General features: G+C 57.4%; 16 protein-coding genes and 1 pseudogene. 8 read left to right on the forward strand and 9 right to left on the reverse strand.

Annotated elements, in window-relative coordinates:
- Positions 1-134 precede the first annotated feature (134 nt).
- Positions 135-776 carry a response regulator gene (locus ENH71_RS09060; RefSeq protein ID WP_294137754.1) on the forward strand — a complete coding sequence of 214 codons (642 nt, stop codon included), beginning with the start codon at positions 135-137 and terminating at the stop codon, positions 774-776.
- On the opposite strand, the gene ENH71_RS09065 is transcribed toward ENH71_RS09060, so the two are convergent.
- Complete coding sequence (locus ENH71_RS09065) at positions 773-2704, reverse strand: sensor histidine kinase (RefSeq protein ID WP_294134016.1); 1932 nt, start codon at positions 2702-2704, stop codon at positions 773-775. The genes ENH71_RS09060 and ENH71_RS09065 overlap by 4 nt on opposite strands.
- On the reverse strand, positions 2701-4197 hold the full coding sequence (locus ENH71_RS09070; RefSeq protein WP_294134012.1) for a sensor histidine kinase: 1497 nt from the start codon (positions 4195-4197) through the stop codon (positions 2701-2703). The genes ENH71_RS09065 and ENH71_RS09070 overlap by 4 nt, the downstream gene beginning before the upstream one ends.
- Positions 4198-4354: 157 nt before the next feature.
- Between ENH71_RS09070 and ENH71_RS09075 the strand changes: the two genes are divergently transcribed.
- Complete coding sequence (locus tag ENH71_RS09075) at positions 4355-5503, forward strand: CDP-alcohol phosphatidyltransferase family protein (RefSeq protein WP_294134008.1); 1149 nt, start codon at positions 4355-4357, stop codon at positions 5501-5503.
- Positions 5503-6525: a lysylphosphatidylglycerol synthase transmembrane domain-containing protein gene (locus tag ENH71_RS09080; RefSeq protein WP_294134000.1), complete on the forward strand. Its 1023-nt coding sequence runs from the start codon at positions 5503-5505 to the stop codon at positions 6523-6525. The genes ENH71_RS09075 and ENH71_RS09080 overlap by 1 nt, the downstream gene beginning before the upstream one ends.
- Positions 6526-6539: 14 nt before the next feature.
- Here ENH71_RS09080 and ENH71_RS09085 read toward each other — a convergent pair whose 3' ends face one another.
- The 4 genes from ENH71_RS09085 to ribA are packed head-to-tail and all read right to left on the reverse strand — an operon-like array spanning position 6540 to position 9392.
- Positions 6540-6917: a 6-pyruvoyl trahydropterin synthase family protein gene (locus ENH71_RS09085; RefSeq protein ID WP_294133999.1), complete on the reverse strand. Its 378-nt coding sequence runs from the start codon at positions 6915-6917 to the stop codon at positions 6540-6542.
- A 42-nt stretch (positions 6918-6959) separates the two neighbouring features.
- Positions 6960-8003, reverse strand: coding sequence for an MDR/zinc-dependent alcohol dehydrogenase-like family protein (locus ENH71_RS09090; protein ID WP_294133998.1), 1044 nt, complete (start codon positions 8001-8003; stop codon positions 6960-6962).
- Entirely contained in the window at positions 8000-8734 is a 735-nt protein-coding gene (locus tag ENH71_RS09095) for a RibD family protein (protein ID WP_294133996.1), read from the reverse strand. Before ENH71_RS09095 ends, ENH71_RS09090 begins: the two co-directional genes overlap by 4 nt.
- Entirely contained in the window at positions 8712-9392 is a 681-nt protein-coding gene (gene ribA, locus ENH71_RS09100; protein ID WP_294133994.1) for a GTP cyclohydrolase II, read from the reverse strand. Before ribA ends, ENH71_RS09095 begins: the two co-directional genes overlap by 23 nt.
- 195 nt (positions 9393-9587) lie before the next feature.
- On the opposite strand from ribA, the gene ENH71_RS09105 reads away from it, so the two are divergent.
- The 4 genes from ENH71_RS09105 to ENH71_RS09120 all read left to right on the forward strand — a co-directional run bounded on the left by ENH71_RS09105 (position 9588) and on the right by ENH71_RS09120 (position 14094).
- Positions 9588-10667 (forward strand): glycosyltransferase family 4 protein, encoded by a 1080-nt coding sequence (locus ENH71_RS09105; protein WP_294133991.1) that lies wholly within the window; start codon positions 9588-9590, stop codon positions 10665-10667.
- A 3-nt stretch (positions 10668-10670) separates the two neighbouring features.
- Entirely contained in the window at positions 10671-11471 is an 801-nt protein-coding gene (locus tag ENH71_RS09110) for a class I SAM-dependent methyltransferase (RefSeq protein WP_294133988.1), read from the forward strand.
- Between the two features lie 92 nt (positions 11472-11563).
- Complete coding sequence (locus ENH71_RS09115) at positions 11564-12652, forward strand: GGDEF domain-containing protein (protein WP_294133985.1); 1089 nt, start codon at positions 11564-11566, stop codon at positions 12650-12652.
- Between the two features lie 563 nt (positions 12653-13215).
- Positions 13216-14094 carry a transglutaminase-like domain-containing protein gene (locus tag ENH71_RS09120; protein ID WP_294133983.1) on the forward strand — a complete coding sequence of 293 codons (879 nt, stop codon included), beginning with the start codon at positions 13216-13218 and terminating at the stop codon, positions 14092-14094.
- Between the two features lie 49 nt (positions 14095-14143).
- Here ENH71_RS09120 and ENH71_RS16170 read toward each other — a convergent pair whose 3' ends face one another.
- From ENH71_RS16170 to ENH71_RS09130, 3 genes and pseudogenes are all read right to left on the reverse strand, one after another.
- Complete coding sequence (locus ENH71_RS16170; RefSeq protein WP_414704703.1) at positions 14144-14353, reverse strand: helix-turn-helix domain-containing protein; 210 nt, start codon at positions 14351-14353, stop codon at positions 14144-14146.
- On the reverse strand, positions 14256-14834 hold the full coding sequence (locus ENH71_RS09125; RefSeq protein ID WP_294133981.1) for a Crp/Fnr family transcriptional regulator: 579 nt from the start codon (positions 14832-14834) through the stop codon (positions 14256-14258). The genes ENH71_RS16170 and ENH71_RS09125 overlap by 98 nt, the downstream gene beginning before the upstream one ends.
- A gap of 132 nt (positions 14835-14966) precedes the next feature.
- Positions 14967-15255 (reverse strand): annotated as a pseudogene (locus ENH71_RS09130) (hypothetical protein).
- Between the two features lie 391 nt (positions 15256-15646).
- Between ENH71_RS09130 and ENH71_RS09135 the strand changes: the two are divergent.
- On the forward strand, positions 15647-16072 hold the full coding sequence (locus ENH71_RS09135) for an OsmC family protein (protein WP_294133979.1): 426 nt from the start codon (positions 15647-15649) through the stop codon (positions 16070-16072).
- Positions 16073-16171: the final 99 nt, after the last annotated feature.

Consider the following 16171-nt stretch of genomic DNA (forward strand, 5'->3'; position numbering starts at 1 on the left):
CTAAGGGGCAGGTCGCAGGTTCGAATCCTGCCCGGGGCACCACTACAAATAAACTGCCCCCCGATTCAAGGGGTGGGCAATACCCCCAACACCGGCTAATCTATAGTCCAAATCAATAACACGGGGGCTGACACGTGCGCTACGGACTGATTGTCGAGGATCTGCCCGAGGCCCGTGCCTGGCTGACGACAGCACTGGGTGAAGCATTTCCCGGAATACAGATCGCCACCGCCGGTTCGCTGGCCGACGCCCGCCACGCCCTGACCTCGCAACTGCCCGATATAGCCCTGATTGATATTGGTCTGCCCGACGGTTCCGGCATCGACCTGATCAATGAACTGAACATCAAACACCGCAGTGTCATGTCGATCGTGACCAGCGTATTTGATGACGATACCCACCTGTTTTCGGCGCTGGGCGCCGGCGCTTCCGGTTATCTTTTGAAGGATCAGAGCCGTGACGAGCTGACCGGTATGCTCAAACACATTGTCGACGGGCAGCCGCCGCTGTCACCTGCCATCGCACGGCGCCTGCTGGGTTTCTTCAATCCACGCGAAGACGTCGCCCCCGCTCACCTGACTGCGCGCGAAAAAGAAGTGCTGATCCTGATCGCAAAGGGTTACAGCACACCCAAAGTCGCCGGCCTGTTGGGCATCACCAGTAATACGGCAGCCGGTTACGTCAAATCCATCTACGCCAAACTCAACATATCCAGTCGCGCCGAAGCCACCATGGAAGCCTCCCGCCGCGGCCTGGTGACGCAGAGCATGTTTTAACCGGACAGCGACTGTTGTGCAGAATCCGGTGGCGTCGCCGCCGTGACAGGTAACGGTATACATACACTCATGCCTTGGCCAGCGCCGGTGTGCACTTGACTGACGGCATCCAGGGCACGCAGCCGTTTGTGCAGCAGCGGAGGCACACCAGCCGGATCATCCGCCGCACTCCCCTCGATAGTCACCTCAACCTGCAATACCCTGCCGTCAATACCCACGCTGTTGTCGTCCACCAGACTGACCGTCAGAGTCAGGGAGCGGGTTTCCGGCATCCGCAACCAGAAACCACTGAGCTCCCGAAGCAGCAGGCGCAGCTTCAGCATTCTGCGATTGCTACACGAGATACCGTCAAGCATGTCATTGACATGCCAGCTAAACGTTTTTTGCAGGGACGAGGCCCGGCTTTCGTTTTCGGCCATGCAATCTGCCAGCACCGCGGCAAGCTGATGTTCTTCATGCATAACCAACCTGACAATATCCCGCAGGTCCTGCAGTGCACTTCGTGCCAGATCCCGCGCCTTGCCCTGCTCTACTTTAAACACCAGCGACAGCAGGCGCGCCCCCATATCATCATGCAGATCGCGATACACCTGCTCGCGCTCCGATGCCAGATGATTGTCGCGCTGCAATTTCACCTGCTGACTGAACACCTCGCGCAGGTTCTTTTCCGCTTCCGCCAGACGATGCAGCAACTGTCTGTTGATATCGTCAAGCCTGGTCACACTGTCCAGGTAAGCCCTGACACCGTGCCAGGTAACAATAATCATCATCACCGGCTGGGTGATATATGACACAAACATGTCCCAGCGCCAACGTTCCATGCTGTTGCTGATCGCCAGTGAAACATCATGACCTGCCGCCATCAGCATGATCACAAGGCCTGCGATGATGCTATAGACTTCAGTGTTACGCAGAGACCTGACCCTTAATAGCTGAATGATCAGTATGACAAAAAGCAGTTGCGCAAAAAGCTGACCGATGCTGCCGGCAAAAACGACCTGCCGATCAGGCACCGCCAGCAGGATCACGCCGTGTACCAGCGACACCGCCAGCAGCCAGCGCAGTCTGTTCACTGCCACCCGCAAATAGTACGAATAGATAAAAGCAAGCAAACACAAAGCGCCGGCCACTGTTCCCCAGTGGGAAAGGCGCAGGAAATCAAACTCGCCCGGCAGCACCGTTGGCACCGTCGGCAACAGAATATAGAGCAGCGGAAACGACCAGCTGATGCTCATCAAAGCAATCAGCAGCCAGTGTCCCTGCCGGATTCGCGCCCACACAAACGCACCCAGGCAGGCAATGAACACCATCGCCAACAAGCTGATTTTGACCAGGTCGATCTGCAAAAAGTAGTTGAGCCGGTAACGGTTGGTAACTGTTGCCTCATCGCCCAGAATCATCGGGCTCATGACACCAAAATTTGGCGCCGAATGTAGCCGGACATACAGCATCTGCGGCGCACCGGTAACCAGTGCTTCGGGTAACGTCCATGTCACCGGTCGGTTCCAGTTGCGTTGTAGCTGACCCGAAGCGAGAGGACCGGCGCTGCCCAGATAATGCTCATCCAGCCACACTTCCATGTTCATCATGTGGCGCAGCAGCAACAGGTGTCGCCAATTGTTGTCATGCGCCTGTGGTGGCAGCGGCAGCCGGTACCAGGCCTGGGTCTCTGTTGCCGGCTGCAGACTGTCCGCAGACCAGGAACGGGGCAAGGGGGTTGGCCGCCAGGCATCATCGCCGAGATACCACGGCGGGCTGGATTGCTGCGGCGACACAAGGCCACTGCTTGCTGCCTGCGCCGAAGTCAGGAACAGTGAGCCGCGAGCAGAATCGGGCTGTCCACCCGACAACATCGTCACCAGTGCCAGCGCGGCCATGACCAGCACGACCACAACACCCACGATTATCTGCCACAGGCGCAAGCTCATACTGTGTTCCCGGCCAGCTCACCATCAGCCGCTGGCGCGCCCTCTGCCGCCGCACGCAACGGCAGCATGAATTCGAGTGTCGTACCCCCCTCCGGAGCAGACGACTGCCTCAGCGTACCGCCCAGTTCTTTAACCCGGCTATGCATGTTGATCAGGCCACGTCCCGGCGAAAATTGCGCCGCGATGCCCTTGCCATTGTCACCGATACTGTAAAACAGGCGACTATCTGATACCCGCACGCTGACAGTCGCGGTGCTGGCCCGGGCATGTTTTAACAGGTTACTGAACGCTTCCCGCACCGTTCGGCCAAGTGCCGAGTGCTGGCGGGCATTAAGCGAGGCCTCAGCCAGCGCTCCATCCTGCTGCCAGTTCAAGGCAATGCCTGCCTGATCACAACGACTCTGGGCTTCGCTGCGAATATCCGCCAGCACCTCAGTCAGTGGCCGGCAGTGATCCGGCAGCAGACTGCGCGAGTCGCGTAACTCGGCCAGTGCAGAGCGAGCAAGATCCATCGTGTCACGGTCGCCGGCGGAATACATCAGCTGCAATAACTTGTCGCCGAGATCTTCGTGGATGGATTGGTAAATAACGCTTCGCTCGTTCATGCGCGCGGCCTCCAGCGCATCGCGTGTGAGCTGTCGGTAACGCTGCTGCAGCTCGGCAGTGGCCTCGGCCACCCTTTGATCCAGCGACGCGTTGAGTATCGTCAGTTCGGCTCGCATCTCAGCGTGTCGGCTGGTCAGAAAATACAATGCCGCCAGCACCCCGGCCAATTGACCGACCGGTACCAGCTGCGGTGTCATACCGGGATGATTTGCCAGCTCGAGGCCTGCAATCAATACTACGCTGTCGACACCAATAAGCAGCAGGAGGCTCAACACCGCCACCCTGAACACTGCCTGCGGCAGCCGGGTGCCACTTCCTGACAGCGCTGACACGGATGTTTGCAGCATGCGCAAAAAGATCAGTATGGCAATAAAATACAGTACGTTGACAGTGAGCTGCACTGCCGCCGGCAGCGACAACAGCATGGGCAGATAATACAGGTTGCCCGCAAACGCCAGACTGAACAGCCACCTGAGCAGCGGCAGCGCGGTTTTTCTCAGTAACACCAGCAGCAGTATCAGTGCGACCAGCAGATTGACGACACCCGTCCACACCGGAATCTGCCAGAACAATAAATCACGTTGCTGCAGGATTTGTTGCAAATGAGCATAGGTACCCGGGAGGACCGGCACCCCGTCAGCCTGTAACTCACGGATCAGGCCGACAGCCGCGCGCCCGCCGGCGACATCCGATTCAGCAACAACCGGTCCGGGCAACAGAATCAGACTGCCGGTGCGACCGGATTGCACCGGCAAATCCGCCACTGTGACCGGTGTGGAGGTCAGCAATGCAGGACGCGCAGGTGCTTGAGCCAGCAAAGACGTTGACAGCAACACCAGGCAAATGCCCGACAATATCCTGATGAATAATTTCAGTAAGAAACTCATGCACCTGCAGTCTTCAGATGGACCCGGAACAGTCTAGCACACTGTCTGGCCGGGCCAGCAACCAAGTGTCGGTTTACTGAAAGGCACGTATCAGGGTATTTGTGCTAGGCTTCCCCGATGGATTCCCAGCCGCTAACCCGACGATGCATCGCATTCAATGACCCAGATAACTGAACAGAAGCCCCTGCAAACCGAACTGACGCGAATTGTGCTGTCCGGTGGTGCCGGGTTGCTGCTTTTTGCAGGGCTGCTCTGCGCGTTGACCACCGTCAATGCAGCACTGCTGTTTCTGACCGCCGCTGTTGCCTTGTGGCTGCTGGGCTGGCAACAGACCCGCAAGCGTCTGCCGCTCAACCGCGCCAACCCATCCGCCCCGCTCTACCCGACACTGGGCTGGGCCAACCGGATGACACTCGGGCGCGGCTGGCTGATTGCGGTTACCGGCGGTTTCCTGCTCATTCCCGGGGTACTGATCACGCACCCTGTACTGCTGTGGACGGCGGCCGCGCTGTATTCGATTGCGGCAATCCTGGATCGCGCCGATGGTTTTGTCGCCCGCCGCAGCAAACAGACCAGCCTGCTGGGCGGCGAACTTGATACTGTGTTTGACGCCCTGGGTTTGCTGGTGGCGCCACTGCTGGCCCTGCAGCATGGCAAAATTCACGCCGCTTATCTGCTGGTAAGCGTTGCCTATTATCTGTTTGTCATCGGCATCAGGATCCGTCAACAGCACAACAAACCGGTTTACCCGCTGCCACCCAGTCCTCTGCGCCGAACTCTGGCGGGTTTCCAGATGGGCTATGTCGCCGTGGTGTTGTGGCCGCCTTTCCAGGCCCAGATCACGGTGCTGGCCGGGTTTGGTTTCATGGTGCCGCTGCTGACCGGTTTCTGGGTGGACTGGCTACTGGTCAGTGGTCGGCTCCGGCCCCAAGCGCATGGCACGGGCAACCGCTTCCGGCAACTGCACCAGCTCACCCAACGCTGGCTGCTGCCAGCCATGCGTGTGGCGGTGGTGCTCAGCGCGTATCTGATTTTCGTCCGGCCGGCCATGACGCTGACACCTGCGGAAATTGTGGTCGCCGCATTGATCGCACTGGCCGTCCTGCTGATGGCACTGGGATTGGCCGGACGCGCCGGCGCCGTCCTGTTATTGATGCTGCTGGCCTGGACCGTGCCTGCACCCATTGACTCTGGCCCACTGCTTGTCTGCCTGTTCGCCACCGTCGCCATTCTGCTGCTGGGCTGCGGCCGGTTCAGTCTGTGGCAGGCCGACGACGACTGGGTTAATCGACAGGATGGTGCCTGATGCCACAATCACGCTGGATTGCCCTGCTGTTATGGCCCGTTGCACTGGTACTGGTGACATGGACGCTCAGTCAAATGCCTCTGGCCGGCATCGGCGACACTCTGGGTAAGCTGAGCTGGCAGCAGTGGCTGGTGTGGACGCTGGTCAACCTGCTGGTGATCATGGTCAGCACCGAACGCTGGCGCCGCCTGGGCTGCATGCTGGGCAAAGCGCCCGGGTTCCTGCAAATGCTGCTGATCCGCCAGGCCGGGCAAACCGTCAGTTTCATCACCCCGGCGCCGCATTTTGGTGGCGAACCATTTCAGATCTACTGGCTGTACAAACGCGCGGGCATGGCGGTTCATCGTGCGGTGCTGTCGCTGGCACTGGACCGGTTCTATGAGCTGTGGATCAATTTCATGATGTTACTGCTGGGTGTCAGCCTGTTGCTGCTCGCGCCACAGTCGGGCATGCAGGCAGGCAGTCAAAACAGCGACTGGCAAATGATCCTGCTGTTGATGATGACCCTGCTGGCGGTGTTGTCCGCCATCGCCTGGCTCCTGGTACGGCAGCCGGCCCTGCTGTCCGCGCGGCTGGAAAAAGCCGGTGCCCGCTGGCTCAGCAGTCCGCGACTGAAAACATTGGGTGAGCACTGGCATTTGATGGGCAGCGACCTGAAAGCCGTGGTCAGGTCGCAAAAGCCGGCGTTGCTCACTGCGCTGGTTCTATCATTGCTGGGGTGGGCGTTGATGATTTTTGAAGTGTGGCTGGTGCTGGCCTTCTTTGACATCAGGCTCAATGCTGTTGAACTGGCGCTGATTCTGGTTGCCATGCGGCTGGCGCTACTGCTGCCTCTGCCGGGCGGCATCGGTACGCTTGAAGCCGCCGTATTCTGGACGTTCCAAAGTCTGGCCCTGCCAGTGGAATCAGCACTGGGGCTGATTGCCCTGATGCGCCTGCGCGATGTGGTGGTGCTGCTCTCTGGCCTGTTATGCCTGCGCGCGCTGCAAACCGCCCGTCCCGCACCGACTCAACCGGCCTGATCCTGACACATAGGTCAGAATGCTTTTTTATACGCCGCCCAGCAGGTCGCGTTTTCCCACAGCTTGACGTTCAATGAACCTGCACCTGGCGGCTTTATTGTGTCCAGCATGCGCTCACAAATAATGCGGCTGAAATGTTCGATGCTGGGATTGAGTCCGGCAAACTCGGGCTTTTCATTGAGCATGCTGTCGCGGAAATCATCAACGATACTGTCAAGCGCGGCTTCAATCTCCACGATATCCACCAGATAGCCGTGTTTATCGAGCTCGGCTGCCTCGATGCTGATCTCGGCAACATAGTGATGGGCGTGGGGGAAATTTTCACTGCCCCAGTCACCACCGATCAGAAAATGGTTGGCAATAAAGTCTTTGGTCACGGCAACGGTATACATGTTTCTTCCTTTCAGATTGGGTTTGGCAAAATTTACGCCATGCTAGTCATAAACAAAAACGGCCTGCAGCACATCGGCGTGGCCTTCGTGCAGCAGTTGATAAAGTGACCCGGCATCGTTCAACGCCCTGCGGTGGCTGATCAGTGTTTGAGGCTGCAGGCGTCGGATCATCTGCCAGGCCAGCTCAAAGCGACGCGTTTTGTCCCAGCGACCGGACAGCGCTGATGCCAGTGTACTGACCTGACTGGTAGTGATCTTCAAACGGTTGCGATGCGCCTGCGCACCCAGCGCGATGGCAGCGGACTTGTTACCGTACCAGCTGCCAATGACAATGCGACTGTCGAAACCACTGAGCGTGATCGCCAGATTGAGCGCATCGGGCACACCACTGACTTCATAGATCAGATCGGCGCCTTTGCCTTGCAGGGACTGCGATTGCAGCTCGCTCAGATCAGCCAGCGGACTCAGGCTGGCGCGGGCACCCAGGGCAAGTGACTGCTGCTGACGTTTCTCCAGAGTGTCAAAGGTGTATAGCGCCGACAGAGGATGCAGCGCCAGCACACCGGTCAGCAGCAGGCCCACAACGCCCTGCCCGACAACAATCACCTGTTCACCGAGCATCGGCGCGCCGTCCTGCACCAGGTTGACGGCGGTTTCCATATTGGGCAAAAACACCGCCGATTCGGTGGCCACGTCATCAGGCACCGGGGTCAGCTGCTCTGCTGTGGCCACAAAGTGCGACGCATGCGGTTGAAACGAAAACACCCGCTGACCCACCCAGGCCGAGTCGACACCCTCGCCCGTATCAACAACTTCACCGACACAGGCATAACCGTATTGCAGCGGATAGGTAGCCGCCGATTGCAGTGTCTGCAAACTGGCGTCAAGTGACATTTCTTCAGGAAGCTGACCACGGTACACAAGCATTTCGGAGCCGGCACTGATCGCCGAACACAGGGTTTTCACCCGCAGCTGCCCCGGCCCGGGCGGCGCCAGCGGCACAGACCTGACTTCCAGTTGTTCCGGCCCGGTGAACCACAGCTGCTGTGCCGTGATGCTGTCAACATTTTTTATCGGGCCGTTCATCTGGCGTGTCCTTCGCTGGTCGCTTCTGTCTGTTTATATTGCACCTGCCCCCACATGATAAGATCGGTACCCAGGGTGTCGGTAAATAGCGGAGCAATGTGCGGCAACGACGAGCGCTCAGCAAACGCCAGGTCGCCCACCGCCTTGTAGCCCCCCACCAGTCTGGGCGCTACGGTCAACACAATCGCATCGACCAGCTTCTGCTTCAGAAAGCCGGTGATCACATTGGCGCCACCTTCCACCATCAGGCTATTGATGCCGCGTCGCTTCAGCTCACGCAAGGCTTCGTGCAGGCATACCTGTCCGTCTTCATTTCCCGGCAAACGGATAATTTCCAACGCCGAGTCCTCCGGACATGTTGCATCAGCACTGGTCAACACCCAGCAGCGTTTCTCTGACAGGTGACACAAACGGGCGGCAGGTGGCATTCGAAAGCGCGCGTCCAGCACAATCGGCTGTGGGTCGGGTCCGTCCCACTGGCGCACATTAAGCCTGGGGTCATCCGATAATACCGTGCCGATGCCCACCAGTATGCCATCATGCAGACTGCGCAGGTGATGCGTCAACTGCATGGCCGGGTCCCCGCTCAAAGCCAGGGGTTCACCTGATTGCAAGGTAATACTGCCATCCCAGCTCTGCGCATAACTCAAGGTAACGAACGGGCGGTCGCCGACATCGGACTGCTCACGCTGAGACAGCAACCAGTCCTCAATTTGCTGATTGAGGTTCATTCTCTTCCTGGCTGGTTTCTCTGGCCCTGGCAGGCATCACCAACATGTGATCCATACGCTTGGCCTTGGTCAGCAGATAGGCTTCATTGTCAGTGTTGACCGGCGCTTCCAGCGACACCCGCGAACTGACATTGATACCGGACGCCTGCAATGCGGAAATTTTTAACGGGTTGTTTGTCATCAATTGCACAGACGCCACACCAAGGTCTTCCAGTATACAGGAGGCCAGCGAGTATTCGCGCTCATCGGCACCATGACCCAACATCAGGTTGGCATCAACGGTATCATAACCCTGATCCTGCAGATTGTAGGCGTCCAGCTTGGCCATCAGACCAATACCCCGGCCCTCCTGGCGCAGATAGACAATCACGCCCCTGCCTTTGGCGGCCACCATGGCCATGGAGCGCTGCAGTTGCTCGCCGCAGTCACAACGGCGCGAACCCATGACATCGCCGGTGAAACACTCCGAGTGCACACGGGTCAGTATATCCTCACCTGACACATCGCCCATGCAAAATGCCAGGTGCTCTTTGTTATCCACTGAATTGGTGTAATAAACCAGCTGGAAGTCACCGTGTTCAGTCGGTATACGTCCGGAGGTGATCCGGGTCACCGTGGGTTTGGCGCTGCCTGCTTTAACTGCCCTGAGGTTCATCATAATTGGAAATACTACGGTGCGGCCATGCATTAGGCAAGCTACCGCCTTCAGTTGGTTGAACTGCGTTGTTCTGTAGTCTACGCTCGCCGACACGATCCGGTTTTCTGCCCCCGCGTATTGGCAATACGAATGCTGTTTGGTAAGCGTGCGGCATTTGCATACAATGGAGCCCCGATTACGCTGGACGGATGTCTTTTGAAGCCAGAACTGTATTTTGTCATTCCCGGAGAGTTGCAGACGCTGACCGGCGGTTATGCCTACGATCGCGAATTGATCCGGGCCCTGCAAGCCGCCGGCATCAGGGTTCACCACGTTGTCCTGTCATCCCGCTTTCCCGCGCCTGACGCTGCGGCGCTGACCGATGCGGGCGCAAAAATGGCCGCCATTCCCGATCATGCCCTGGTAATGATCGACGGACTGGCCTATGGCGTCATGGATGCGATTGCTGAACAAGAGCACCAACGCCTCAATATCATCGCCCTGTGCCATCATCCGCTGGCCCTTGAGTCCGGGCTTGACGCCGATCTGGCGAACACATTGTTCCGGTCGGAGAAAAAAGCACTGGCGCTGGCGTGCGCTGTGGTAGTCACCAGCCCGGCCACTGCGGCCCTGTTAAAAAACCGCTTTGACATTGCTCCGGAAAACATTACCGTTGCCCTGCCCGGCACCCGCAAACGCAGCTTTGCGCCGTGCCGGGGCAATCCGCCGCGCCTGCTGACGGTGGCCACACTGACCCGGCGCAAGGCCCATGATGTGTTGATAACGGCATTGTCGCAGATACAGGACCTGGCCTGGAGCGCACGTATCGTTGGCGGCGATCACTTTGACCCGGCCTGGTCGGGTTTTGTTAAAAACAAAAGCATTACTCTGGGTCTGGATCATCGTGTTCACTTTACTGGTAGCATCGACGACCTGAATGCGGAGTATACGGCAGCCGATATTTTCGTGTTGCCGTCCCGGTTTGAAGGTTATGGCATGGTGTTCGCCGAAGCACTGTCGTTTGGCCTGCCGGTGGTGGCGGCACATGCCGGTGCCGTTCCCGATGTTGTGCCGGCCAGCGCGGGCATGCTGGTGCCTGTCGACGATGCCGACGCACTGGCAGCCGCGCTACGCAGCATTCTTAGCCAACCGGAGCGCTTGCAGGCGTTACGGCAAGGCGCCCAGGCGGCAGCGGCCGAGCTGCCAGACTGGCAGGACACCGCTGCCCGGGTCATCCGTGTATTGCAGACAGTGGCAAGTACCACAGAACATCAACACAGACATTATGAGGCATAACCCATGAGCGGATTTTCCGTCAACTGGCTCGATCTGCGCGAACCGGCCGACCAGGCCGCACGCCATAAAGGACTGGCCACGACCCTGGTCAACTTTCTGCAGGCCGACGCAGACATTTCCCCGATCATCGTTGACCTGGGCTCTGGCACCGGTTCCACCCTGCGCGCGCTGACCGGGCTGGGAGCACAGCAATGCGTCTGGCGGCTCGTCGATCACGACCCGGCCCTGCTCAACGAAGCTCTGCGCCGACACAGCCAGGGCGAGATTGTGGAAGACTATCAGGCCGATCTGCAGGAGGTTGATGCCTTGCCTCTGGGAGGCGCCGCACTGCTGTCGGCGTCCGCGTTATTCGACCTGGTATCTGAGGAGCTGGTTGATGCCCTGATCGCCAGATTGCGCACACAACCTACCGCCATTTATGCCGCACTGAACTACGATGGCCGGACTGAATGGACGCCGGTGCATCCGCTGGATGAAGCCGTGCTCATGGCATTCAATCAGGATCAGCGCCGGGACAAAGGCATGGGGCCAGCACTGGGGCCGGACGCAGCCGGGTATATGCAATCGATGCTGGAAAACGCCGGCTATCGCGTGCTTACCGGTGACAGTGCCTGGCTGCTGGGGCCAGATCAACAGGCGCTGGTTGCAGATCTGATCCGGGGTATTCGTACTGCGGTCGCCGACGATGACGCTCTGTCTGCGGCAGCGCTCGACGAGTGGCAGGCGTTCCGCTTGTCCCATGCCGCCAGCGGCCATGGCCTGATCGGCCACATTGACGTACTGGCGTTTCCGCCGACAGACTGACGCCGCCTGTCACGACATGGACAGGACTTGCCTGCAAGCGTCATTCAAGTGATCATGACGTAATTGCTGCTTCCGTTACTCTGGCTGACATTATGGCTTTTTTGCCGCACTCACATCACCGACCCGCCAACGTCGGCCCCGTTCACCATCAGACGCGCCTGGTGTATGCGATCCTGATTATCATGGCGCTGTACTTTACGGTGATCGGCAGCATTAACGTTTTCGTTTTTGCCAGCTACAAAGTGGCCGCCCTGGATTACACCGGTACTGTCGGGGTTGCCCTGGCGCTGCTGTATTTTCACCGCTCCGGTCACTTGCTGATAGCATCGTGGCTGGTCGTGGTCGTTCTGATTGGCGTGCTTTTGAGTTTTATTCATATGGCAGAGGGACGCAATTATTCCATCATCTGGGTCACCATCCTGCCGCCGGTGGCATTTTTCCTGCTGGGCCGACGCGCCGGCGCCTGGCTCACCGGACTGGTGTTCAGCTATGTCATCGGCTTTGTTTATCTGCGCCTGCCCGACTGGCCACAGACGGCGGTAACACTAGGTGCGTGGTTGAACATTGTTGAAGTGTTGCTGGCTCACTGGTTTCTGTTTCGCCTGTATGAGCGATCGCGGGCGGAGGCGTTTGCGGAATTGGAACATCTGTCGGTGACAGACAAGTTGACGGGGTTGTCCAATAGAAGCCATCTGGACACGTTGTTACAGCAGGAAATCGAGCGCCATCGCCGCAGCGGCAAACCCATGACGCTGGTCTTGTGCGACATCGACTTTTTCAAACGCATCAATGACGAACATGGCCACCTGACCGGGGACAAAATATTGCAGGAAGTTGCTGAGGTGCTGACCCGTAATATGCGCGCCAGCGATCTCTGCGGACGCTGGGGCGGTGAAGAGTTCCTCATCATCTGCCCTGACACCGCCAGTGATTCGGCAGCAGCCATCACCACCAAGTTGGGCGCTGCGCTGGCAAAGGCCCCCTTCAGCCTGGGGCTGCGTGTCAGTCTCAGTTTCGGCATTGCCTGCCAGGACAACAGCGAGCAACAATCGGATCAACTGCTGCGGCGCGCTGACGACGCCCTGTATGAAGCCAAGCGGCGTGGCCGCGACCGTGCCGTCATTGCCACGAGCAATTCCACTTATGAACCGGCACTAACACCACAGGGGTTTTGTCCATGACGATCGAGTACGGCATAGACCGCTTTGACGTTCATGTGCAACTGGTCAGCTGGCAAGAGATACCTGTCGACCCCTTTCAATAGATACACAGACCGAATCCACTGCTGAGCGGATAGCCAGCAAATGTGCCCACTATTTGATTGAAGAATGGTCCAAATGGATCCCGACCTTCTGAACAGTATCGGCCTGCCCCCATCCGGCCCTGTTTCTGAAAACTCCACAGGGCAATGCACGCCCGGATTTCCAGATTATTTTATTTGTGTGGTATCGCACTGAGTACACCGGGAGACCTGCCAGGCTGTTTGCCAGTGTTAGAACTGCCGAGTCTCACCGCACCCACATCATGCAGCGACAGAATATTCACAATGTTGCCAATCTCGTGCGTTACGCGATTCGCCGTGGCATGATCAACGCCTGACTCGTTGCCTGATTGGCTAGCGGCATAGCCACTCCGGTGACAAGGCCATACGATAACCCACGTGACGGATGATGATAAGGGACACGATAGTTCGATATCAGCAAATAAGCACCCCATTTTCGCTCGTTCAGAGATATGCATTGATATGATCAGACTAAGCTTTTCAATCACACTGGGCTATCAGGTGTTAAGTTCACCCTGCGATTTCATTTTCAATTTTCACCCGGCAATCACTGACAGGCAACGCGTGCTTGAGGAGTCATTAACGATCAGACAGGATGTCATTGCAAAAAAATTGAGCCAGGATAGCCATGGCAGCCGTTACCTCAGACTGCAGGCATGGCCTGGTGAATTGACGTTAGACTACCAGGGTATAGTCGAAATCAACCATCTTCATGCAAACCCTGACACGCTACATGAAATGCCAGTGTCTGAATTGCCGCTGGATGTGTTGACGTATATTTATCCCAGCCGCTACTGCCAGTCAGATAAGTTTGCATCACTGGCCAATTACGAGTTCGGTTCCATGACACCCGGTTATCATCGTGTCATGGCCATTCGTGACTGGGTGACACGACGGACACGTTTCGTCAGCGGCAGCTCGGGCAGCGCCACCTCAGCCCTGGAAACACTGCTTGATCATAAGGGGGTTTGTCGCGATTTTGCACACCTGATGATTGCCATGTGTCGGGCGCTGAATATTCCGGCCAGATTTGCCTCGGGTATTGATTACGGCGCCGATCCCAGCCTGGGGCCCACCGACTTTCATGCCTACGTCGAAGTCATGCTCAGCGGGCGCTGGTACCTGTTCGATCCCAGCGGAGTAACTGAGCCGATGGGACTGGTCAGACTGGGGACAGGACGCGATGCGGCTGATGTCGCTTTTGCCAACGTGTTTGGTAACGTCTCGGCAACGGCGCCACTTATCGCTATTACCGCTATCGTGGATTCAGCACAGGGGTTGGATCTGCCGGCATATACACGTGATGCCTTGTCCAGTACAGATCAGCATTGCACTGCCTGATTGTGTCCGTCCTCTCCAGCGAGTGCCTGATCAGCTCAACGGCTGCGGCTCAGAAACGGTCCCGGTCAGCGGCCATGATGGCGTAGCACGCGCATGACTCTGCCTCCAGCCCTGTTCTGTCCAGTATCGTGATCAGGCCACGGGAATAACTGATCAGTTTTTTATTCTGCAGAAAACTGGCTGCGATACTGATGGCACTGCGCTGAACGCCCAGGATTTCCGACAGGTGTTGCTGGGTCAGTAACCAAGTGGCAGTCATTGGTCAACAATAACCAGCGCGCCAGGCGGCTGCTGACCCGGTGAAACTGATTACAGCCCGTTGTTCTGTTGGCTTGCGACATCAACCCGAACAGATAGCGTTTGACGGTCACCTGCAGAGGCGAACTGTTCTGCAGCAAGTCCCTGAATGTCGGCCGGGTCAGTTTTATGGCATAACCTTCTTCTCGCACAATCTCACGCATGGCTGCTTCATTGACGTCCAGAACCTCATGGGCGCCCAGCATGCCGTCAGCGCCGATCATGGCCAATTTGAATGGCGCATGATCGTCAATGCAGATCACCAGAGATAGCTGGCAGCTCAGGGGAAAATAGACATGCTGAGGTTCTTCACCGTATTCGCACAACAGCTCGCCAAAGTTGAGTTTAACGTTATCGCTGTTATCCAGAATCCGCTGCTTTACCGCAGCGGGCAGTGAGTCCAGCAAACGATTGACTGAGACAGCGGAGCGCTTTGCAGACATAATTGCATCCGGCAACTGCAGCGCGCCACTTCCGGGCGCGGATAAATACGCTGCAATATCTTAACCGCACTGGAGTGTATGCAACCCTCCCCTGGCCTGTCTGTTCGGCAGCGTATATAACAGCGCCGACAATTAGCGTGCCGCTGAGAGTCCCGCTGCATGCTTCAGTTCTACGAACAGCCGGTCGGTCTCTTTTTTTAACACCGTGTAACATTCACAAGTCAAGCGTTCCAGTTGTGGTCTGTCCAGCACTGCTATCTTACCGCGGCTATAGGTAATGACGCCCAGCCTCTGCAGTTTACCGGCAGCAAATGCCGACCAGGCCTTCATTACCCACCACCGAAATTTCCGCGGACGAACCATTCTCCATGACATACAACAGCGACACGATGCAATTTGTCGGAAAATACACATAACCCATTTTGTCGCCCGACTCGGACAGCACCTGCCCCAGTTTAAGTTCAACCAGTGACAGCTCCCCTGTCAACCGTGCTTTAGCCTCCGCGTCCAGAAGCGATAGCAGCACATTCTGTCCCGGGGCCGACTCAGCCGGGTCGACTTGTATTGCCGCGCTGGTGGCTAATCTTGTAGTCAAAATTTATCTCCTTGGCGAACGCAGGACAGTGACCAAACCCAATATTGGGCAGAACCAACGTCCGGACGGCGTAACCCATTCTACAGGGATTGCACACAACCGTATGTTCGGTACGTAACATATGGCATAAGTCTCAAACCACTGAATGACCACCACTTTACCGTCGGCCTGCGATATGTTTACCTGTAGTCTTCGACCAATATGAGGAGTAAAAACCATGAAAAAGCATGCTTCGGCCCACTGGGAAGGCAATCTGAAACAGGGTAAAGGCACCATCAGCAGCGAAAGCGGGGCGCTGAAAGACAATCCCTATGGCTTTAACACACGCTTTGAAGACACGCCTGGCACCAACCCCGAAGAATTGATCGGGGCAGCGCATGCCGGCTGTTTCTCGATGGCGTTTTCCATGCTGCTGGGCGAGGCCGGCTTCACGCCCGACAGCATTGACACCAAAGCCACGGTGACACTGGATAAAGTCGATGACGGTTTTGCGGTGACGGCGGTGCATCTGGTCATGCGAGCGAAGATCGCAAAAATTGACCAGGCCGGCTTCGAGTCCATCGCCAACAAGGCCAAAGCCGGCTGTCCTGTCTCCAAACTGCTGAAGGCTGATATCACGATGGATGCCACGCTCGACGCGTAACCAGCCAGTCGATTGTGCACAAGGTGCTGAATCGGGGTGTTTGGCTATCACGGGCAAGCCGTGAGAGAATTAAATGCCTGAAAAAGCCAATGCAGGAGG

It is taken from the genome of Pseudohongiella sp. (assembly GCF_011050365.1).
GTDB lineage: Bacteria > Pseudomonadota > Gammaproteobacteria > Pseudomonadales > Pseudohongiellaceae > Pseudohongiella.